Source organism: Bacillus sp. FJAT-28004 (assembly GCF_001280845.1).
GTDB lineage: Bacteria > Bacillota > Bacilli > Paenibacillales > Paenibacillaceae > Pristimantibacillus.
The window spans coordinates 232447-253673 of sequence record NZ_LGHP01000003.1 but is presented as its reverse complement, the minus strand read 5'-3'; the positions used below and the strand labels follow the sequence as shown (position 1 = coordinate 253673).

Below are 21227 nucleotides of genomic sequence, written 5' to 3'. Positions count from 1 at the left end.
CTTATCGCCTCCCCGTTATCGTAAATACCGTGCCGCCGGCCGGAGCTTGATCCACCCGAACCTCGACGGCCTCGCCGTAAAATAAGTATAGTCGGGCAACCACATTCGCCAGGCCGATGCCATTGCCCTCGCGTATCGACAAACCGCCATCCGCATCTGCCACTTCAGCAAGACGATCCGTTTCCGCTCCGGGGTCGTCTCGGAGTCGCCCGATTTGCTGTCGTACTCTCTCCAGCAGCTCCGGCGACAAGCCGATTCCGTTATCGGCGATAGAGACGGACCACGTGCTTTCGCCGACCGTACCCGACACGGCAAGCTTCCATGGCGGTTCGATTCCCGCGAATCCGTGCTGGAATGCGTTTTCGACGAGAGGCTGCAAAGATAATCGCGGAATGGAAACGGGACCGATCGCCTGATCAATGTTCATTTCAATCTCCAGAAATCCTTCGTACTTGCTCCGCATCAACGTTAAATATTGCTCCACATGTTCCATCTCCGCCCCGACTGTGGAATCCTTTCGGTCGAACTTCATCGTGTAGCGAAGCATATCCGACAGCGCGATGCACATCTCCACCACCTTCGGATTGCCCGAACTTCTGCCGTTGGCCGCGATTACCGTCAACGTATTATGGAGGAAGTGAGGATTGACCTGCGCTTGCAGCGCGTTCATCTGCGCGACCATCTCTCGTTGCTTAGCCACCTCCTCTTGGCGCATCGTCCGCTTCAGCTCGTCGAGCAAGCCCTGAAACGCCAAGCCGAGCAGTGTAATTTCGTTGCGGGTTCTCAGCTTCGAGGGGAGAAGCTCCAGCTTCGCAAGATCGACATTAGCCAGAGAATCCTTCAGTCTACTTAGCGGTCTTGTCACACGGCTGGTATAGAGATAGAGCGCCAGCAACAATACGGCCATCACCGCCAAAAAAATCGTAACGGAGCTATAGCGCAAATACGCGATAGGCCTGCGGTAAACGGATACGTCCTCGATCAGCAGCACCGTCCAATCAACCTCCGTCAGCTTCGAATAAAACACCATCTCGTCTGTCCCGGAAAACTGCATCTGAAAATGCCCGAATTCTTCATCCAGCAGCATCTTCGAGCGGTCGTTCTCCTCAATATTGCCGGCAATGTCTAGACTTAAGCTGCTGAACAATTCGCTGCGGTCTGGGCCGAGAATAAGCACGTTGCCGAAGGACAGGTCGTTGCGGAAGAAAAAGAGGTTTTCCAGCTCTTTTACCGAGTAGCTGACCTCCACGTATCCGTACACATTGTAGTTATCCCTAAGCGGACGTACGATCGAGACGACCTTATCTCCCGATTCAGACCACGGATCAGGATGGGGCGGTAAAAACCGTTTATAATCGTCCATGCCCAAGTATTCTCGAAACATAGGCATGGCGCGAACTTGGAATTTGTCGGCTTTCAGATTGTCCATCTTATTGCTTAATCCCAAATAATCGCCGAAGCGACTGACGATGCTAATTCGTCCTTTGAGCGGCTGCAGCGACGTGAAGGATAGCAGTGTATTGCGCACTTCCGCACTAATTTCCGGGTGTGTGGTGAAGTAGTTCTCCTCGGAATTGGACGCGATCCCCTTCAGCACACCCAAAATCGAGTCGGATGCATTGACGGAGATTGAAAGCTTGTCCATTTCCTCCAGCATGTCGTCGACTTGCTCCTGAAGCTTGATCGTCGTCTGCTGCTTGTTTTGCGCCATATCGTTTTCGATCAACGATTCATTACGAAAATAATGAATGACGTTAACGATCGTAATCACGGAGAACAGGAAGATGGACAATGTCAAAAATATACTAGTCTGATATCTTAACGATCCGAACATGCCGCCCCCTTGCCGCGCAAAAAAGTAAGCGCATTCTATATTGCTTCTACTAATGTAACAAATATGGAGTGTCGAGTGAACAGGATAATCTACAGATGGCGGTATGGAAAATTTACGGAGCAGAAAAAAGGCCATCAAGTCGGGTTTCCCCACCGTGAATGGCCTTCTCGCTATCTAATCTTATTCAATGCCTTGCTCTTTCGCTTTCGCGTTTACTTCCTCGATCATTTTGTCTAGACCTTTGGCCTTGTAGCTGTCTACAATCTTCTGCCAATACTGCTCTGCGGAATCCTTAGACAATATGATGTTCAGCAGGTCGTCATGGTCGAATACGGTCAAGCTGTCTCCATAAGCGATTACTCCCGAATAAACTTCGGTTAGCAATCGCCAAGTTATGTTCTTATTTTCCGTTCAAAAATGCTGGAATTCCAAGTTGTCTATATTCGCTCCTTCACCCATACCGCCATCTCGCCTTTGCCGCGATTCGCCCATGCGTAATATGGAATGAACGTAACATCCGCCATCTCAAGAGCTGTCTCTGCGTTGGAGCGGTATAGCTGCGTGCCCCAGTCCTCGAATTGAAGCTTCAGCGCTTGCGCCTTAATCACTTGAATACCACCAATCAGATGATCTACAAAGGTTTCTTCCAACTGGGCATCCTGTGGCAAAAGCAGCTGCTGAAGCTGCTTTCCGTTATCCGCTTCTTCTATGCAATACACGAGAGGACCTCGCTGAAGCGCCACCTTACCGGCATTCTGCTTCACGAGCGGATGACTTCTTACTCGCAATATAGACATATCGAGCGTAAGCTCTACAACATCGCCGGACGTCCACTGCCGATCAATCCGAGCGTAGCCGTCTACGATTTGATTCGTAATGGAATAGGCTTCTCCGTTTACGAATACCGCTGCTTCAGAAGACCAATCTGGTATCCGCAGCGCCAAAGTGAACGCTGCAGGCTCATCAAGCGTCACCTCAAAGCGTGCCGATCCCGTCCATGGCATGCTGGATTGTTGATTCAGCTTGATTTTGGCATCTCCCAATGAAAGCTCCATATCTCCGCCAATATATAAATTCAAATAAATGGTATTTCCTTTCGTCGAATATAAATACTCGCCTAACGATGCAAGCAAACGAGCAATATTCGGCGGACAGCATGCGCAGCCGAACCACTCTTGGCGAACTGGCTTCACGTGGTTAAAGTTTTTGTTTCTGCCCTCACATACATCCGGCGTTACCTCTAGCGGATTAACATAGAAGAAATGTCTACCGTCGCGCGACATGCCCGCGATAACCGTATTGTACAAAGCACGCTCCATGACATCAGCATAGCGGCTGTTAGGCTCAAGCTGAAGCATGCGATGGGCGAAGAAAATGAGGCCGATCGATGCGCATGTTTCTGAATATACCGTATCATTGGGCAGATCATAATCAAACGAAAACGCCTCGCCATGCGCCATCGAGCCGATGCCCCCAGTAATGTACATCTGCTTCGAGGCAATATTGTCCCATAATCTGCGACATGCCTCAAGCAAAGACTCGTCACCAGTCTCGCGTGCCACGTCAGCCATGCCCGCAAGCATATAAACGACACGTACCGCATGGCCGACCGCCGCTTCCTGGTCACGAACAGGCAAATGTGCCTGGAAATATTCAGGTTCAATATGGATCTTATTATTGCTCCAATGCGAAGTTCTACCTCTGCGGTCAGCTTCTTCTTCGAAGAAGCTAGGCTGTTGTCCACGCTTATCAATAAAGTAGCTGCTAAGCTCCAAATATTTGCGATCGCCAGTCGTCTCATATAACTTCACAAGTGCCAGCTCCACCTCTTGATGACCATCGTAGCCTGCTATTTGCCTTGGCCCATCACCAAATACGACAGCAATATCATCCGCAATGCGGCATACGATCTCAAGCAGCTTCTTCTTGCCTGTTGCTTTATAGTAAGCCACACCAGCTTCGATCATATGGCCAGCAGTATAAAGCTCATGGCACTCCGTCAAGTTTGTCCACTTCTTGCCCGGCTCTTTAATGGTATAGAAGGTATTCAAATAACCATCAGGCTGTTGAGCTTTCCCAATAATATCTATCATTTCGTCGGCAATTTGCTCAAGACCAGCATCTGGCTTTGTCTCAAGCAAATAAGCTACAGCCTCCAGCCATTTGGCTACATCGGTATCTTGAAATACGAAGCCGTAAAAATCTCCTTTTTCTAAACCTGCCGCAATCTTGAAATTACGAACCGCTCCGCTTCGTTCTGCTCCCTCTACTCGGTCATTTATAGCATCCCATTGATAAGGAACAACGACATCTCTTACTAGGTTAATATAATAATTCCAAAATGAATCCTGAATATTGACCTGCTTAAGTGATACGGGTGTGGCATGGTCCTTGCTTACGGTTTGCTCCATCGATTAAGACCTCTCCTCCGTAATAAATAACTTTCATACTGCTGATCTCTATTCTATGGGTTAAAATGAAACATAAATACAAACGAAAATAACTAAATACTTATAAAATTTCACACAAGCTGGGAGTGTAAACCATCATGATAGAAGCATCGGAGCATGTTTATTTTGCAGCGCCTCCGCTTCCTTATTACTTAGAGAGCGGCGTTACCAATCACGAACGAGGCGATCAGCATCCAAACCGTAAGCAGCTAGGTGTATTTGATCTTCTTATCGTCGAATCAGGCTGCTTATTTATCGGCGAGGACGAGCGTAAATGGCAACTGACTAATGGGCAAACACTGCTTCTGCTTCCTGATCGCTATCATTATTCCGTAAAACCTTCAGAGGACAAGACTCGCTTTTATTGGGTTCATTTTCTAGCAGTGGGGGAATGGCAGCAAACCGAGCTCGATCGCTCCAGCATAAGCCAAGAGGGGCATTATAATCGGTTTCTAACGTCTCCTTATTCGCTTCATCTTCAAAAAGCATGGACGCTCCCTTATCCAGAGCAAGCGTTTCGCTTAATGCGAACACTGAACAAAGCTGGAGGAGAGCGCCAATCGAGTGCTTTCTGGACGCAGCAGCAGACGTTCGAGGAGCTGCTGCGCATGATGGACTTACGTCAAAATGACAGCTATACAAGCCCTACTGTCACCCTAGCAGAAAAAACCGAGGCTTATATAAAAAATAACTATCGATCCGAAATTTCAAGCAAAACGATGGCCGAAGCTCTCAATTTTCACTATAACTACATTACCCGCTGCATGAAGCAGGTTTATGGCATGACTCCCATCGATTATTTGTCCAAATATCGGCTTGAGCAAGCCAAGCTGCTGCTGCTCAAAACAGAATGGCCTATCGCAGAAATCGCTCAATATGTTGGCTTCGAGAACGTTCCGTACTTCTCTAATTGCTTTACACAGCAAATCGGGTTGCCGCCTACGAAATTTCGCAAGCAATATATGACGTAATTTATGAGGATAACGTCCGCTTCAACCAGTCGTAAGCCAGTCGACCGCTTATTTCATGCTCGCCTGGGAACACGTCCGTTAGAAGCTTATCGCCTGCTCCTTCCACCTCATAAATGGCCTGAATATCCGCTGCCGCCTTTCGAAAACCTGCCATCGGGAAAATAGGATCATTTTCACCCGATTCAAGAAATAACGGGCGCGGGGCAATCAATCCGATCAATTCCGGCAGCTCGGCGTGAACGAGCAAGCTTGGCGTGTAGTTGTCGATGCAATGATGAACGGCAAAGATGCTGTCTTGAACGGTGTTAGCGAAGCCAGTCAATACCGTCGCATTTATACGCGCTTCCAGCACGGCTGTAACAAAACCAATTAAACCTCCGCCTGAAAAACCCATTAGGCCAATCCGATTAGCATCAACCTCTTTACGCGTTGACAAGTAATTAAATGTTTTTAACGCTTCAGTTACGCGCAGACCGGTCAATGTCTTGCCAAGCATCATCAGCTGCGTTGACAGGCGGTAGCAGGAGCTCGACACATCCGGATTAAGCGCGAGATCTGCTTCTAGTCTGCGCTGACCGAATCCGATCACATCAGGTGCGATAACGACCATTCCCCGCTTAACGAGCTGTACCGCAAAATGCTGATGGATGCCTGGCTCCGCCAAATCTGGAGATCCATCTTTCAGTAGACCAACAATTTCCCGGCTCCCATACCCATGACCATGTAGTGCCAGCACACTTGGCAGCGGCCCTTTCACATCACTCGGAATAAGCACATAAGCGGCAAAGGACAGCCCTGGCGTAGCCGACAGTTCCACCCGTTCTCGGATATATCCATCACATTGAACGCGCTCCAGCACCTTAGGTGTATGTGCGGGATTAGACTCGAACTGGCCCATCAGTTCGCGCAGCGCCGATTTTAGCTTCGGTCTGCGTTCGTTTCGCAGCTGCAGCGTTCGGAGATTTTGATGCCGAGCAATCGCTTCGTCATATAGCTTCGTTAAATAAGAATCCCCATTCCACATCGCGATCTCTCCTCTTTGTCGGCGTTTTTCGAGCCTTCTTCCATCCGTTCTGTTTCCATAAAGAAGATTTAAGTAAAGTGGTTGAATTTTTATTCTCTCTACTGTATATTTATACAATACAATGAATAACCGGGAGGTACGTAAATGATTCAGACGGAGACAACAAAAGCTTTATTAGAAACGGCGGAGAAATCGGTTCTTTTTACGGCGCACCGACCGAGCGTCGTGATGGAATACGGTAAAGGCATGTATTTGTGGGATACGGAAGGAAATCGCTACTTGGATTTTGTCGGCGGCTGGGCGGTTACGAGCTTGGGGCATTCCCCTGCTGTATTGCAGGAGGCATTGTCACGTCAGGCTTCGACGTTAGTACACGCAAGCCCTGGTTACTATAATAAACCGATGATTGAGTTCGCAGAACTACTAACTAGCGTTAGCGGTATGGATAAAGCTTTTTTTGCAAGCAGCGGTGCAGAGGCGAATGAAAGTGCAATCAAGCTGGCAAGAAAACATGGCTCCGTTAACTTGAATGGCGCATATGAAATTATTACCTTAACGAACAGCTTCCACGGACGATCGCTGGCTATGATGTCCGCAACTGGGAAAGCAGCGTGGAAAGATCTTTATGCTCCTAAGGTTGAAGGCTTTAAACATGTCCCTATTAATGACCTTGATGCTTGCTTTGCTGCGGTTACGAACAACACCTGTGCGATTATGGTCGAGCTCGTGCAAGGGGAAGGCGGCGTTCATTCCGTAGATGAAGCGTATTTGTACGGACTGCGTAAAATATGCGATATGTACGGCATGCTGTTAATATTTGATGAAGTACAGACGGGGATGGGGAGAACAGGCAAGCTGTTCGCTTATGAGCATTACGGTATTTTGCCTGATGTCATGACCTTAGGCAAAGGCATTGGTGCCGGCTTTCCGCTATCGGCAATGCTGACGAAGAACAATTATGATTTATTTGAACCTGGAGATCAAGGCGGAACCTATACAGGAGCCCCGCTTGCCATGGCCGCAGGTTATGCCGTGCTTCAGGAACTGCTGGAGCAAAACTTGGCAGGCAATGCTAAGTTGCAAGGTCAATATCTAGAAAGCAGCCTTCGTAAGCTTTCCTCTGAATTTCCAATTTCAAATATCCGTGGCAAAGGGCTTCTGCTCGCATTTGACATACCGAAGGACACAGCCGCTGAGCTTGCTGCGATTTGCATGCGCGAGGGATTGCTTATTAACGCACTTCATTCATCCACCATTCGTCTCGTTCCACCGTTAATCGTAACGCAGGAGGATATCGATCACATGATATTCATACTGCGCCGCTCTTTCCGTCAGCTGCTTGCTGTAAAATGATCCTCTCTTTCAACAGGCCAGTTGGTCCAGCAAATGCTGAATCGGCTGGCCTGTTGGAGTGAGCTCTAGCTCCTGCTATAGTCGCAGCTGCACAATCGAAGCTGCGCTTCATCCTTCTACCAGTTCAGTGCATTTCCTGCATAATCCACGTATTCACAATCTGCCTCCGCAGCATCCAAGCTTAATCGGTCTTCAACTAGCTTTAAGATCGAGGAAGCCGATTGCTCCGGCGTAAGCGTCGCTGCAGCATCTAACTTGCCCTGCATATACGTTTGCACCCAGCCTGGGTGAACAACCAGCACACGGCCTCCGAGCTGCTTAATACCATTATGGATCAGCTTAGACTGCATGTTCAGCGCTGCCTTCGACATGCAATAAGCGTACCAGCTGTCACGGTAACAATCTCCTATGCTGCCCGCCTCCGACGAAATATTGAGCAGAAACTTCGATTCTCCCTTGAGCAGCAGTGGCATAAACGTCTGACTCATCCGCAAGCTCCCAAGTGTATTCACATTAAAAACATCAAGCATCTCCGCATAATGAAGCGGATCAAGCACCGTTGCTGAAATATCTCCTAAAATCGCTCCGTTATTGATTAATAGGTCTAGCTGATCCGTCCGCGCAGCTGTTGCTTCGAACGCCCTTGCCACACTCTCATCACTCGATATGTCCAGCTTCAGTACCTGCAGCCGATCTGCGTGCACAGCCTTTAACTCTTCTAGCTGGGGTACATTATCCGCGTATTGTCCAGCAAAAACTTCATACTCTTGTTCAAGCAAACATGTCACTAAGGCAAAGCCTACGCCACGATCTGCTCCGGTTACGAATGCTGTTTTCTTCAACAATTTCCCTCCTAGTATTATCTTTTAAATCATAGCGAATGATGGATAAGCTGCTCTGCATAATCTAGTTACGGTTGTAATGCGCCTAAATAGCAGGAGGGCTCCCATTTTGCGTACACGAGCTGCCAAAAAAGATGAATTTAAAATATACGTTGTTCCCGCTTGGAAATGGAAGGAGTTCTTTGCCTTTGAACTCATCGGCGGCATGGCATTTTATTTACTTTGCCGAAAAACAGCTCATTCCGAGCTCTTCGGAATTGCCGCCAATATAGCCGGTCCACAGATGCTCAAATTTTTGATGGCCGCTTATCGCTTGGATACAAAAAACGTTCCACAGCCCCCGCCGAGCTAGCGGAAATGTAGAACGTTTCATACACGCTAGAAGCCGAAGTAAGCTTTCGCGTTGCGATAAGAGATATTTTGAACCATTTCGCCTAGCAGCTCCATATCTTGCGGCGCCTCGCCATTTTCGACCCATTCACCAAGCAAATTACAGAGCAAACGTCTGAAGTATTCATGCCTGGTGTAAGAGAGGAAGCTGCGGGAATCAGTCAACATACCGACAAAGCGGCTAAGCAGTCCCTGATTAGCAAGCGTATTCATTTGGTCTAGCATACCATTTTTTGTATCGTTGAACCACCATGCAGATCCAAGTTGAATTTTCCCAGGCACCCCGCCGCCTTGGAAGCTTCCAATTATAGATCCGAGTACATCATTGTCTTTGGCATTCAGCGAATATACGATTGTTTTCGGAAGCGCATCGTCCATATCCAGCGCATCAAGCAGCCTCGTTAACGGGTAAGCTACAACGCTATCGTTGATGGAGTCAAACCCCGTATCCGGTCCAAGCTTGCCAAACATGCGCGAGCTGTTGTTCCTAGCCGCATTAATATGGAACTGCATTGCCCAGCCGCGCTCGGCATACAAACGTCCCAAGAAGAGCAGCGTAAACGTTTTGTATTGCTTCTCTTCTTCCATCGACACCGTTACCCCATTCAAGGCTTTGGCAAAAATAGCGGCAGCTTCGGCCTTCGTAGTCTCTGCATAAGCAACATAATCAAGCGCATGGTCAGATACTTTGCAGCCAACCTCGTCGAAAAACTTCACTCTTGCAGCAAGCGCTTCAAGTAGAGCATCATAGCTGTTAATTGTCATTGCAGCAGCTTCGCCAAGCTTGCCTATCCATTCTAGAAACGTAGCGCGATTGATTTCCAATGCTTTGTCTGGTCTGAATGAAGGCAGCACCTGTACGTTAAAATCTTCTAAATCTTTAATTGCAATATGATATTCCAGCGAATCAACAGGATCATCTGTCGTGCAGATCACCTCCACATTAGACATTTTGACCAAATCACGCGCTTTAAATTGACCTGTCGCGAGCTTCGCGTTAACCTGCTCCCAGATGAATGGTGCATTTTTTTCATTAATAAGCTCATAAACGCCAAAATAACGACGAAGCTCCAAATGCGACCATTGGTACAGCGGATTGCCGATCGTTTGCGGAACTGTTTTGGCCCATGCTTCGAAACGCTCGTAATCGGTTACACCCTCACCGCCTGTTACGTAACGCTCCTCTATCCCATTCGCACGCATAGCCCGCCATTTGTAGTGATCGCCATATAGCCATGCCTCCGTAATGTTCTCAAAGCTTTTATTCTCAAAAATTTGCTGCGGACTTAGATGGCAGTGATAATCAATGATCGGCATATCCTTCGCAAAATCATGATAAAGCTTAATCGCCGTTTCGTTTGATAACAAAAAATGGTCATCCATAAATGGCTTCATTCCAGCTTCCTCCTCCGCAACCTATTTGTGAAACTTCACAAGGTCATCAATTTGTACGGCTAGTCCCGTCTGGATCGAACGGTTCGCTGCGATGCCCGTTAGAATCGATCTAGCTCCATCTATATGATTAGCCGCCCTTTGGAATGGATCCTCTACAGGCGTTCCGAACAAATCATTCAGCAATACCGGATCGCCGCCGCCATGACCGCCAACGCCTTCCTCTACTTCCACCCCGTACGGAGCAGCAAACATCGGAAACACCTTAATCGTCTGCTCTTTAAGCGCACCCTCTTCGGATTTTTCTCCTCCGGAATTGACATACGATTGCTCCACGATATTCATCTCTAGGCGTCCCTTTGTTCCATTGAATGCAATGCGGTAGCCTTCCCATGGCAAGTAAGCGTTTAAGGAGTACGTCAAAATCGCATTGTTTTTGTAGCGCACAAGCACGCCCATCGTATCTTCAATATTAATGCCGTCACCGAACACGCTTTGATCGCGGCGATAGCCATCCTCATGCTCCGCATCCAAATACATGGCTTTCAAATGATCGTTTTTGTCCAAGTGCAGCGCAAATGGATCATTCTCAGCAAGCGGATTTCCCGTCGCACGCTCATAAAATTGCGTCTCACCGCGCTGCTCCGCATTTTCACGTCCGTAAAACAAGAGGTCTCCAAAGGCAAATACCGACTCCGGCTGCGAGCCGATCCAAAAGTTGACGAGATCAAAATGATGCGTCGATTTGTGCACCAGCAAACCGCCGCTGTTCTGCTTGTTACGATGCCATCTGCGGAAATAATCGGCACCATGCTGCGTATTCAGCAGCCACTCGAAATGAACAGAAGTTACTTTGCCGATTGTACCGTTAGCAATCAACTCTCTAGCTTTCGTATGATGCGGCGCATAACGATAGTTGAACGTCACGCGCACATTGCGGCCCGTTCGCTCAACCGCATCCAATATTTGTTGGCATTTCTTCTCGTCAACCGTCATTGGCTTCTCAGTTACGACATCACACCCAAGCTCAAGCGCGCGAATAATGTACGTATGGTGCGTCCGATCCATGCTTGTAACGATTACCGCATCCGGCTTCTCAAGCTCGATCATTTGGTCAAATTCATTCGATTTGTACGTTTTTACAGCCTCGTGGTTATATTTATCAACTAATATGCGATTCGCATAGTCCATCCGAGTTTGGTTAATATCGCAAAATGCGAGCAGCTCCGATGTCTCTCTGAAATCAGTTGCAAGAGCACCGTAGAAAAATTCTGCCCTGCCGCCGCTGCCTACCAATACATATCGTTTTTTTGCCATAATCATTATTCCTCCTTTAATTCAACTACCTTCATATTACTGCATGATAGTGATATAATTCTCTGCATATCCTGCTTAATTTCCATCAAACACCGCTTATTTTGCTATAAAATCAAAAGGAGCAAATCAATGATGAGCATTCAGCCTGAAATTTGCAGCTTTGGCTCTACATCCGAGCTATATATCGAGTATACGAAACGGACAGCGCCCTTTACGATGGAAGAAAATCATTACCATGACTATTATGAAATCTATTATATGCTGTCAGGGCAGCGAATTTATTTTATTCGTGATCGTTCCTATTCTGTTCAGCAAGGCGATCTCGTCTTTATATCTAAGCATGAGCTGCACAAAACGATGCAATCCGGCGATGCCTCCCATGAACGAATTATTATACACATGGATGATGCAATGTTAGGCAAATTAGCAGGAACGCATGTTAGCTTCTTATTAACACCATTTGAACAGCAATCTCATATTATACGTTTGCCCATGCAGGAGCAGCTGGCGACAGCACAATTAATGAGTAGAATGCTGGCGGAGATCAGACAACAGCCTGCTGGCTTCGAGCTTTTTCCCAGCTATGCCGTAACCGAGCTCCTACTGACCGCAGCTAGATATATCCAGCAGTCTGAGCCAATGCCTCTGCACCACGCAACACCCATGCATGCCAAAATTTCAGAGGTTATCCGCTACATTAACGCTCACTTTGGAGAGCCGCTTCGACTTGATGAGCTTGCAAAACATTTTTTCATCAGTCCTTACTATTTAAGCCGTATGTTCAAGGAGCTGACAGGCTTTACCTTCTCCGACTACATCATTCTTACCCGTATGAAGGAAGCTCAGCGTCTGCTTCGCGAGTCAGATATTAGCATTACCGATATCGCAGCTGCGGTCGGTTTCGATAACTTCTCTCATTTTGGAAAAACATTCAAAAAGATTACTCATGTATCCCCGCGTCAATATCGTAAGCAATATGTGTAAGTGAATTTACTTAAATCATATTTTGTCGTAATATCGTACATAATTGGTCATTAAATTACACTAAAAATACGCATAAAACTATGTTAAATTATAGCTGTTGTCATAAATTTATATATGCAATGCAAATTCGCTAATAGATGCCCAGGGAGAGATGAACCTATGATTCGAATCGGTAAAATTAGTTATTGGCATGTACACGCATGGGATTATACGAAACAAGCTCAGGAGCACCCTGGTACGGAAATCGTTGCAGTATGGGACGAAATCGCGGAACGCGGACAAGCAGCTGCCGAGAAACTTGACGCTACTTTTTATTCAGACCTTGATGAAATGTTGAATCGCGACGATATCGACGCTGTTATCGTTGACGCTCCAACTTCAAGACATCAAGAAGTTATTGTAGCAGCAGCTAAAGCCGGCAAGCATATCTTTACAGAAAAAGTAATTGCACCAACCCTAAAAGAAGTAAATGTTATACTAGATGAAGTAGCTAAAAATAATGTAAAATTAACAGTATCGCTGCCTCGTCTAAATGACGGCTATACACTGGCGATTCGCAATATTTTGTCACAAGGCGTTCTTGGAAAAATCACATTGGTTCGTGCTCGTCTCTCTCATAACGGAGCAACAGCGAACTGGCTGCCTGAACACTTCTACAACCTAGAGCAATGCGGCGGCGGTGCATTAATCGATTTGGGTTGTCACCCTATGTATTTGACTAGACTCTTCTTGAATGAAATGCCTAAAGAGGTTTCTGCTCATTTTGGTTATGTCACTGGCAAAGAGGTCGAAGATAACGCGGTAGCAGTATTGAATGCGCCATCTGGAGCGATCGGAATCGTAGAGGCCGGCTTCGTTAACAATCATTCACCATTTACACTTGAGGTGCATGGTACTGAAGGAACGCTGCTTTACGGCAATCCAGAGAGCCAGCTGCTGCTTCGCACTTCTACTCCAGGTGACCAATCATCTGAGCAATGGACGGCACAAGTTATTCCGCCGAATAGAGAGAGTGCTTTTGACCAATGGGTACAGCATATCGAGAACAATACATCCGCTGACGAAAATGTAAGCCTTGCCACTGATCTAACGAAGTTGATGGAAGCTTCGAATCGCTCTGCTCGTGAGCACCGTGCAATCCGGATTGATGAGCTGAGCGAGTAATACTACAAACTTAAACTGGACTACTCCAAGGGGTGATCAGCATGCCTAACTTCCCTTATGAGGTCATGCATGAACGCCAGGATGCGCTTGAACGTCTGGAGCTGTGCATCAGATGGGGGCCTTACGACATCCATGTACTGCGCTTTCATCTGACGCAATTCCCTCCCGGCAGAATCATTGGATTCCATAAGCACGCGGAATATGAATTGCATTTCATACCTCAGGGCAAAGGAAAGGTCATTATTAGCGACCAGGAGTATGCTTTAAAGCCTGGCATGCTTTATTTAACCGGACCTGAGATCATGCATTATCAAGAAGCAGACGCGCTTGAAGCAATGAATGAGCTTTGTCTGCATGTTGATATCATTGATCGAACAGAGCAGGATAACGGCGAAGATGCTCATTCCTATGACGACTGGGAAGCTGCTGAAGCGCGAAATTGTATCGATAAGCTAAAAACACTTCCATTGTTTCCGACAATGGATCTGCATCAAGCGATGCCTCGCTTTCTTGAAGCCTATCAAGCTTGCAACGATAATTTTGTTGGCAGCTATACAACCATTAAGCAGACGGTTATCCAAATTTTGATGCGAGCGGTTCGTGCTTATGACACAGCAAGCGAACAGAAACAGTTTCCAACGCGGGATATGAAGGCTTATCGTTATCGGCTCGCCTTGGAGTATATTTATGCTAACTATGACGGCTTCATCACGCTCGAGGACGTTGCGGACAAGCTTAATCTAAGCTCGCGACAAATTCAGCGTTTATTCAAGGAGCTGCATCATGGACATACATTCAGTCGTATTCTTGAAGACATTCGACTGGCTGTCGTATGCCGTGAGCTACAGGAAAGCTCGCATTCGGTGGAGAAAATAGCCAAGTTATCCGGCTTTGCCGGCGGCAACTATTTACACGCTGTGTTTCGCAAGAAATTCGGCGTCACTCCTTCCGAATATCGTAGGAATGCTCGTCAGACCGTTTCTCAATAACAAATTCAACATACTATTAGGAGGCTTTATCACATGTCTAAAGTATATAAACTAGCTATTATTGGCTGTGGCGGAATTGCAAACGGTAAACATCTACCAAGCTTGAAGAAACTTAAAAACGTTGAAATCGTCGCATTTTGCGATATCGTTGAACAACGTGCTATTGACGCAGCTGCCCTATATGGTGCTGAGGACGCGAAAGTATACACGGATTACACTGAACTGTTGACCGATACTTCAATTGAAGTCGTTCATGTATGTACGCCAAACGACTCGCACGCGAACATTGCAATTGCTGCACTTGAAGCTGGCAAGCATGTTATGACTGAGAAGCCTATGGCCAAAACAGCTCACGATGCACAGCGTATGGTTGATGCTGCTCGCCGTACTGGCAAGAAGCTTACTGTTGGTTACAACAACCGTTTCCGTCCAGACAGCCAGCACTTGAAGAAATTGTGTGAGGCTGGTGAGCTAGGTGACATCTATTATGCGAGAGCGCATGCTGTTCGTCGCCGCGCAGTGCCAACTTGGGGCGTTTTCCTTGACGAAGAAAAACAAGGCGGCGGACCGCTTATCGATATCGGTACTCACGCACTTGATTTGACGCTTTGGATGCTCGACAACTACAAGCCTAAAGTGGTGCTTGGTACTTCCTACCACAAGCTTTCGCAACGCGAAAACGCTGCAAATGCATGGGGACCTTGGGATCCTGCGAAGTTCACTGTTGAGGATTCCGCATTTGGTATGATCGTCATGGAGAACGGCGCTACAATCGTGCTTGAGTCCAGCTGGGCACTTAATACGCTTGAAGTTGACGAAGCAAAATGTACGTTGTCTGGTACTGAAGGCGGCGCGGACATGAAGGATGGCCTTCGCATTAATGGCGAGAAGCATAGCCGTCTATTTGCAACTAAGATTGATTTGAATGCAGGCGGAGTTGCTTTCTACGATGGCAAAACAGAAAGCGACGCTGATCTCGAAATGAGAATGTGGCTGAAAGCAATTGAAGAGGACACTGAGCCTGTTGTAACGCCAGAGCAAGCTTTCGTTGTTTCTCAAATTCTTGAAGCGATTTATGAATCATCCAAAACCGGCAAAGCCGTATATCTATAAGCAATAAAGAAGGAACTGCCTCGCTCGGTCTACGAAGACCTTGCTGGGCAGTTCCTTTTTTATCGTTATATTGAATAAAGGTCATCTTATAGATTCATAGGGGCGCCATTATGATCAATAAAAAGGGCTTTCGCTTCCGTTTTCCGCTCGACAATGTTCATAATGCCAGCTGCTGCGACTGTCGCATCTCCAGGTGCCTGCTCGCCCCCCATATCTGTTTTTATCCAGCCGGGATGAAGCGCATGAACGACGAAGCCCTGCGGTGCAAGCTCGCTCCGCAGCTGCGCGGAGAACATATTCAGAGCAGATTTAGACAGCGCATAGGAATAGTCGCCGCCATAAGCACCAGTGAAGCTGCCTGCTTCCGAGCTAATATTAATAATGCTTTGCTGCTCTCCTTGACGAAGCAAAGGTAAGAAATGCTTGAGTACCACGATAGGCCCGAATAGATTGGTCTGGAACGATTGCTCCACCTGCTCCAAGTCGAGCTTCTCCAGCTTCTGATCCCGTCCCAGCAATATCGCTGCGCTGTTAATAACAGCATCCAAACTGCGTACTCGGCTTTCCGCCTGTGCGGAAGCGTAGCGAACCGAATTCTCATCCGTAACATCAAGCGGCAGTACCGTTATTTGACTTGGAAATCTCGTGATCAGCTCTTGCAATCCCTCTGCAGAAGAGCCGGGGCTGCGAACCCCAGCTAACACGTGATGTCCTCGTACGCATGCTTCACTAGCAAGCGCTAATCCCAGACCTCGATTGGCACCTGTAATTAATATGTTCATGCCATTCATTCCTCCTGTTTATTCATTACAAGTAGATGACAGCTCGTTATCTCACGCATCACTCTGTTAATTCTTATCGTTTTCCAGCAGTTCCAACATTATTTTCAAATTTTTAAAAGTGTCCATATAGGCATAACGTCCGCCGGTATACTCACCCTTTTGAACCAATGCCATACCGTTTTTCTCCATGGATGCTACAATTTCTTTCATGCCGTCAACGACGAATGCGATATGATGCGGACCTTCACCATGTTTGTCGAGATGCTCTCTCCACGTACTAGGATGTTCATCCGGCTCGATGAGTTCAAGCTGCAAGGATCCCATATCAAAAAAAGCAAGCTTGGCACGAGCCACTGACGATTGCCCGTTATATTCCGTTTGCGCCTTATCTACCTTATCTGTCCAAAACCAGTTCGGCTTCTCGATCCCAAAAAAATCTGCATACGCCTGCGACGTTGCATCTATATCGTTAACTAATAGTCCAATTTGAGTTATCGTCCGTGTTCCAATCAAGTTTTTATCCATGCCTATTTTCCCCCTGGAGGTTGATTTCATCGTTATGATTGCCGTATATGCCGCACAAATAAAAATGCTATCTCTTATTCTTCAAGTAAATGAATATCTACCTGCTGCATCCGCATCCCCCCTCTCAAAAAAAATAATCGTTAGTGAACACGTGTTTATTTCGTTGTAAAAAATAATGTGTGGTTTAAACCTAATATTAGAAGCCCTTATGCAGCCTATAAGGACCTCTAACTATATCGTTCTTTCTCTTAACTATGAATCTTCCCTTGCGCTTTGACAGGAATCACGGACAACGAGCTCAGTGCTTACCGCAACCGGATGATAGGCTTCAGCACCATTCTCAATGCTCGTAATCAAGGTCTTAGTCAATTTGTCCATCATGTCTGCAAAATCAACCCGGATCGTCGTTAATGCCGGTCTGGAATGCGCGCTTAATATGTGGTCGTCAAAGCCAATAATCGATACATCCTGCGGGACTTGAATACCCGATTCCTTCAGCGCACGAATAGCTCCGAAAGCAACGCTGTCATTCGCTGCAAATATGGCTGTCGGCAGCTCCGTCTTGGCTTTCAAAAATTCTTTAATGGACTGGTAGCCGCTGGATTCGTTAAAATCACCCGGCAGCATCCATTGCTGCACAAGCGGTAAATGATGCCTTGCCATCGCAGCTTGAAAGCCTCTCCACTTGGATGGTCCAGAGTATCTGTTCATGTCCCCATTAATCATACCGATTCGCTCATGCCCCAAGCTTACTATATAATCAATCGCTTGCCCTACACCCGTTTCGTTGTCAAAGTTGAACACAATACGGTTTGGTTCCGTACGTCCCGGCAAATGCTGATCCACAATCGCAACCATAAACCCTTCAGCAATTAGCTCCTCTATGAGCGGTTCATGATTAGCCGCTCCGATGAACACACCTCCATCGATTCTACGCTGATAGAAGCTCTCCTTAATCATGCGAGCCTCATCCTGATCTTTCATATCATGAACGATATGTGTCAGCACATAATAGCCATGTGAAGAAGCACTTTCAATAACCCGTGCAAGCAATAAGCTCGAAATGCTGTCGCCGGATACTCGGCCGGAATCGACCATGAATAAACCAATCGTTCGCGTACGCTTGCCTGCCAGCACCTGAGCCGATAGATTTGGGTAATAATTGTATTGCTGAATGACCTTTAATACCTTTTGCTTCGTCTTCTCAGGGACATTCGCATAGTTGTTAATTACACGGCTGACCGTGCTTCTAGAAACACCTGCTAGCTTGGCGATTTCCGTGCTGTTTATCTCTTTGCTCAACCTAAGCCCCTCATTCCGTAAACACGCGTTTATGGAAATAATGTACCAATGTTCTGAAGCGCTGTCAATTCATAATTAGAAGATGATTTTAAATAGAAGCTGCCTCAGAGAATACCCCTGAGACATCTTCTACCATAAGAACAGCTAATTCCTGCGATTGCAAAATGAGCGCTCTCACTCATATCGTTTCCTCGTATTGCGAACGTATATCACTTTAACTCGCCTCTCCCATTAAGCTTCTTGCTATTAATGAACCGCTGAGTCCATCTGATCATTTATAGCATTCGGAAACTCATCCAGGAACTCGTTCCAGTTCAGCGACAGCTCCCCATCACTAAGCAAGCAGCTATCTAGAGAATCGGTCAGCTTCATCCGGTTCATCGCGATTCCGATCAGTACAAATTTGTTAACACGATCACCGTATTCCTCATGCCACAAGCTTGCCAGCTCGGGGTCCTCCAGCAGTAAAGCCTGTCGCTCCGCTTCGGGCAATGCAGCAGCCCAAAGACCTGCAGGTCCAAACTGTATGGATGGACCTGCTTGGCTCAAGCTTTGAGCATATTCATTACGAGTAGCAAGCCATACGATACCTTTGGCTCGGACGACTTCCTCCGGCCAACGCTCCATCCAATCTTTAAGACGCTGCGGATGAAATGGCTTCGCGCGCTCATATACGAAGGATGATATACCGTACTCCTCTGTTTCCGGTATGTGTGACGGAGCTTCCATTTCTTTTATCCAACCTGCCGAACGACTAGCTTCGTCGAAATTGAACAACGACGTGTTCAAAATATGTTTTGGATTAACTTCACCATTGGAAGTGCGAATGAATTTGGCACGCGGCTGCATCGTACGAAGCACTCTCTCCAGTTCCGCCAATTCCTCGTCATCTACAAGATCACATTTGTTCAAAAGAAGCACATCGCAAAACTCGATCTGATCGATAAGCAGATCAACAACCTCACGTGTGTCATCATCGCCAACGGCTTGACTGCGATCAAGAAGTGTCTCGCCTGATGCATAATCATGCCAGAAGCGGTAAGCATCTACGACCGTTACCATGCAATCAAGCCTGCAATATTGTGTTAAATCAATCCCTTGCTCTTCATCGATATAGGAGAAGGTTTGAGCTACTGGAACAGGCTCACCAACACCAGTCGACTCGATTAGAATATAATCAAATCGATTTTCTTTCGCCAAGCTCTCAACTTCCTTGAGTAAATCTTCCCTAAGCGTGCAGCAAATACAGCCATTGGACATTTCTACAAGCTTTTCTTCTGTTCGTGACAAGCCGCCCCCATCTTTGATAAGACTTGCGTCTATATTCAATTCGCTTAAATCATTTACGATAACAGCGACTTTCAGTCCATCGCGATTATGGAGTACATGATTCATAATGGTCGTCTTGCCAGCGCCTAAATACCCGCTTAATACAGTTACAGGGAGTTTTTTTACAGTCATCATTGGCACCTCCGGTTTATTTTCGCTCCACTTAAAGCGTAATCATTACGATTATGTAACAAATAAAAAAGGACTATCTTTTAATAGTAATCGTTACGCTTAATGAGTATAACCATATCTCGTTTACTCGTCAAGATCGTATTCATTACAATTAAACAGCAGTACCTTTTTTAAAATGCTTATATATCCCTGTTATCATTCAACACTAATAGTTTATTGCTATTCGGCTCTAATAGCTTAAAAATTTGCAGTTTTTCCTTCTTGTTATGATTATAACTCCACCGATACATCCTCCATAACATGGAAAAGGTTTGTTTGTAATTCCCTTTTTCAAGTCCGAGCTTTTGTATAATAAATCTTTTTAATATTCGATAATTTCTTTTCCAAATAGGGGTATCCAAATAAATAATGAGCTCTGCATGCTCGAATCCTTGTGTTGTCCATGTGTAATGTACGCCTTCAATGATCCATTTATCAGACGCAATCGTATCATTTAGTAATGAGTCTCTTGTTTCAATACTATTTCGTATATCTCCATCCTCTGTTCTTCTCCAAACCATGTTATCCAATTCATAGTATGGTATAGACAGCTTTTCCGATAAATGTCTAGCTAATGTAGACTTCCCGCTTCCCACTGATCCAATAATATGTATCTTATTTGCACGAATGCACACTAGCGAGCTCCCCCACTATTCATTTCATTCTCTCGTTTCCTCATTCATAACCGCCTTCCGCTTCTGGCAGTTTTTGATAAGCCTCTTTACCTACAACGATCTCATGAATGAACTTTCGCAATTCCAACAATTGCTTTGCATCGCCAGTTGGGTCGCAATATTTTTCTGACCAAGTAAATGTCTTTGATTGCCCGTTGATACTTACTTCCCAACTATCTTCACTATAAGGAACGCGTTCGCAGGCCACGACGACTGGCACTAATTCTTTTGTTCCCATTATATTTATTTCTCTCATTTTCTCATAAATACTGCGCATCTCTTCTATCGTAAACGAAATTTTTGCTGAAGCAGTCCCATTCAAAATTAAATCTTTCGTAGCCGTATCCAAAAAAGTATTGATTTCGTTTTTATTCACTTCGCTATATCCATAACGCACCATGAAATCAAAATCATTTGGCATTTCTTTAGGCATGTTGTTTTGTTTTTCAACGATCTCATTTGTTGGTTGATTCTGAACAAGAGAGTTTACCTCTACCTCCGTTCCCTTACTGCAACCACTAGCGATAACTGCAAATACGAGTAAAACTGAGCATAAGCGTTTCATTTTAATGCCCCCCAATTGTATTTATGCAAAGTTAAAGACGCAATTGGGAGATATTA

General features: G+C 46.2%; 20 protein-coding genes. 7 read left to right on the top strand and 13 right to left on the bottom strand.

Annotated elements, in window-relative coordinates:
* Window position 1 precedes the first annotated feature (1 nt).
* From AC787_RS28975 to AC787_RS28970, 3 genes are all read right to left on the bottom strand, one after another.
* Complete coding sequence (locus tag AC787_RS28975; protein WP_054028435.1) at window positions 2-1834, bottom strand: sensor histidine kinase; 1833 nt, start codon at window positions 1832-1834, stop codon at window positions 2-4.
* Window positions 1835-2014: 180 nt separating this feature from the next.
* Window positions 2015-2218, bottom strand: a complete 204-nt coding sequence (locus tag AC787_RS33905; protein WP_152970795.1) for a hypothetical protein — start codon at window positions 2216-2218, stop codon at window positions 2015-2017.
* Between the two features lie 53 nt (window positions 2219-2271).
* A complete protein-coding gene (locus AC787_RS28970) occupies window positions 2272-4245 on the bottom strand; it encodes a glycoside hydrolase family 127 protein (RefSeq protein WP_054028434.1) in 1974 nt (657 codons plus the stop codon).
* Window positions 4246-4382: 137 nt separating this feature from the next.
* Between AC787_RS28970 and AC787_RS28965 the strand changes: the two genes are divergently transcribed.
* Entirely contained in the window at window positions 4383-5255 is an 873-nt protein-coding gene (locus tag AC787_RS28965) for a helix-turn-helix domain-containing protein (protein WP_054028433.1), read from the top strand.
* Window position 5256: 1 nt separating this feature from the next.
* Here AC787_RS28965 and AC787_RS28960 read toward each other — a convergent pair whose 3' ends face one another.
* Complete coding sequence (locus tag AC787_RS28960) at window positions 5257-6279, bottom strand: dienelactone hydrolase family protein (protein ID WP_054028432.1); 1023 nt, start codon at window positions 6277-6279, stop codon at window positions 5257-5259.
* Between the two features lie 144 nt (window positions 6280-6423).
* Between AC787_RS28960 and AC787_RS28955 the strand changes: the two genes are divergently transcribed.
* A complete protein-coding gene (locus AC787_RS28955; protein ID WP_054028431.1) occupies window positions 6424-7632 on the top strand; it encodes an aspartate aminotransferase family protein in 1209 nt (402 codons plus the stop codon).
* Between the two features lie 116 nt (window positions 7633-7748).
* On the opposite strand, the gene AC787_RS28950 is transcribed toward AC787_RS28955, so the two are convergent.
* Window positions 7749-8474, bottom strand: coding sequence for an SDR family NAD(P)-dependent oxidoreductase (locus AC787_RS28950; RefSeq protein WP_054028430.1), 726 nt, complete (start codon window positions 8472-8474; stop codon window positions 7749-7751).
* A gap of 109 nt (window positions 8475-8583) precedes the next feature.
* Between AC787_RS28950 and AC787_RS28945 the strand changes: the two genes are divergently transcribed.
* Complete coding sequence (locus AC787_RS28945) at window positions 8584-8826, top strand: hypothetical protein (RefSeq protein WP_054028429.1); 243 nt, start codon at window positions 8584-8586, stop codon at window positions 8824-8826.
* A gap of 26 nt (window positions 8827-8852) precedes the next feature.
* On the opposite strand, the gene uxaC is transcribed toward AC787_RS28945, so the two are convergent.
* Window positions 8853-10259 (bottom strand): glucuronate isomerase, encoded by a 1407-nt coding sequence (uxaC, locus tag AC787_RS28940; protein WP_054028428.1) that lies wholly within the window; start codon window positions 10257-10259, stop codon window positions 8853-8855.
* Between the two features lie 21 nt (window positions 10260-10280).
* Window positions 10281-11573, bottom strand: a complete 1293-nt coding sequence (locus AC787_RS28935) for a Gfo/Idh/MocA family protein (RefSeq protein ID WP_054028427.1) — start codon at window positions 11571-11573, stop codon at window positions 10281-10283.
* Window positions 11574-11702: 129 nt separating this feature from the next.
* On the opposite strand from AC787_RS28935, the gene AC787_RS28930 reads away from it, so the two are divergent.
* From AC787_RS28930 to AC787_RS28915, 4 genes are all read left to right on the top strand, one after another.
* Window positions 11703-12557 carry an AraC family transcriptional regulator gene (locus tag AC787_RS28930; protein ID WP_082361243.1) on the top strand — a complete coding sequence of 285 codons (855 nt, stop codon included), beginning with the start codon at window positions 11703-11705 and terminating at the stop codon, window positions 12555-12557.
* Between the two features lie 159 nt (window positions 12558-12716).
* Window positions 12717-13721, top strand: a complete 1005-nt coding sequence (locus AC787_RS28925) for a Gfo/Idh/MocA family protein (RefSeq protein ID WP_054028425.1) — start codon at window positions 12717-12719, stop codon at window positions 13719-13721.
* Window positions 13722-13762: 41 nt separating this feature from the next.
* Window positions 13763-14710 (top strand): helix-turn-helix domain-containing protein, encoded by a 948-nt coding sequence (locus AC787_RS28920; protein WP_054028424.1) that lies wholly within the window; start codon window positions 13763-13765, stop codon window positions 14708-14710.
* Window positions 14711-14743: 33 nt separating this feature from the next.
* Window positions 14744-15823 carry a Gfo/Idh/MocA family protein gene (locus AC787_RS28915; RefSeq protein WP_054028423.1) on the top strand — a complete coding sequence of 360 codons (1080 nt, stop codon included), beginning with the start codon at window positions 14744-14746 and terminating at the stop codon, window positions 15821-15823.
* Between the two features lie 86 nt (window positions 15824-15909).
* Here the strand turns inward: AC787_RS28915 and AC787_RS28910 are convergent, their stop codons facing one another.
* The 6 genes from AC787_RS28910 to AC787_RS28885 all read right to left on the bottom strand — a co-directional run bounded on the left by AC787_RS28910 (window position 15910) and on the right by AC787_RS28885 (window position 21171).
* The gene (locus AC787_RS28910) at window positions 15910-16605 is read right to left on the bottom strand and encodes an SDR family oxidoreductase (protein ID WP_054028422.1); all 696 of its coding nucleotides are present in this window, start codon (window positions 16603-16605) and stop codon (window positions 15910-15912) included.
* A 66-nt stretch (window positions 16606-16671) separates the two neighbouring features.
* The gene (locus AC787_RS28905; protein WP_054028421.1) at window positions 16672-17130 is read right to left on the bottom strand and encodes a VOC family protein; all 459 of its coding nucleotides are present in this window, start codon (window positions 17128-17130) and stop codon (window positions 16672-16674) included.
* A gap of 252 nt (window positions 17131-17382) precedes the next feature.
* A complete protein-coding gene (locus AC787_RS28900) occupies window positions 17383-18432 on the bottom strand; it encodes a LacI family DNA-binding transcriptional regulator (protein ID WP_054028420.1) in 1050 nt (349 codons plus the stop codon).
* A 246-nt stretch (window positions 18433-18678) separates the two neighbouring features.
* The gene (locus AC787_RS28895) at window positions 18679-19893 is read right to left on the bottom strand and encodes a GTP-binding protein (RefSeq protein WP_054028419.1); all 1215 of its coding nucleotides are present in this window, start codon (window positions 19891-19893) and stop codon (window positions 18679-18681) included.
* 179 nt (window positions 19894-20072) lie between these two features.
* The gene (locus AC787_RS28890; protein WP_054028418.1) at window positions 20073-20567 is read right to left on the bottom strand and encodes a shikimate kinase; all 495 of its coding nucleotides are present in this window, start codon (window positions 20565-20567) and stop codon (window positions 20073-20075) included.
* A 40-nt stretch (window positions 20568-20607) separates the two neighbouring features.
* Entirely contained in the window at window positions 20608-21171 is a 564-nt protein-coding gene (locus tag AC787_RS28885) for a hypothetical protein (RefSeq protein ID WP_054028417.1), read from the bottom strand.
* Between the last annotated feature and the right edge of the window lie 56 nt (window positions 21172-21227).

Coding starts and splice junctions, on each gene's coding strand:
- AC787_RS28965 (WP_054028433.1), top strand. CDS start 4,383: ATGATAGAAGCATCGGAGCATGTTTATTTTGCAGCGCCTCCGCTTCCT.
- AC787_RS28970 (WP_054028434.1), bottom strand. CDS start 4,245: ATGGAGCAAACCGTAAGCAAGGACCATGCCACACCCGTATCACTTAAG.
- uxaC (WP_054028428.1), bottom strand. CDS start 10,259: ATGAAGCCATTTATGGATGACCATTTTTTGTTATCAAACGAAACGGCG.
- AC787_RS28910 (WP_054028422.1), bottom strand. CDS start 16,605: ATGAACATATTAATTACAGGTGCCAATCGAGGTCTGGGATTAGCGCTT.
- AC787_RS28960 (WP_054028432.1), bottom strand. CDS start 6,279: ATGTGGAATGGGGATTCTTATTTAACGAAGCTATATGACGAAGCGATT.
- AC787_RS28895 (WP_054028419.1), bottom strand. CDS start 19,893: ATGACTGTAAAAAAACTCCCTGTAACTGTATTAAGCGGGTATTTAGGC.
- AC787_RS28915 (WP_054028423.1), top strand. CDS start 14,744: ATGTCTAAAGTATATAAACTAGCTATTATTGGCTGTGGCGGAATTGCA.
- AC787_RS28925 (WP_054028425.1), top strand. CDS start 12,717: ATGATTCGAATCGGTAAAATTAGTTATTGGCATGTACACGCATGGGAT.
- AC787_RS28885 (WP_054028417.1), bottom strand. CDS start 21,171: ATGAAACGCTTATGCTCAGTTTTACTCGTATTTGCAGTTATCGCTAGT.
- AC787_RS28935 (WP_054028427.1), bottom strand. CDS start 11,573: ATGGCAAAAAAACGATATGTATTGGTAGGCAGCGGCGGCAGGGCAGAA.
- AC787_RS28920 (WP_054028424.1), top strand. CDS start 13,763: ATGCCTAACTTCCCTTATGAGGTCATGCATGAACGCCAGGATGCGCTT.
- AC787_RS28955 (WP_054028431.1), top strand. CDS start 6,424: ATGATTCAGACGGAGACAACAAAAGCTTTATTAGAAACGGCGGAGAAA.
- AC787_RS28930 (WP_082361243.1), top strand. CDS start 11,703: ATGATGAGCATTCAGCCTGAAATTTGCAGCTTTGGCTCTACATCCGAG.
- AC787_RS28905 (WP_054028421.1), bottom strand. CDS start 17,130: ATGGATAAAAACTTGATTGGAACACGGACGATAACTCAAATTGGACTA.
- AC787_RS28975 (WP_054028435.1), bottom strand. CDS start 1,834: ATGTTCGGATCGTTAAGATATCAGACTAGTATATTTTTGACATTGTCC.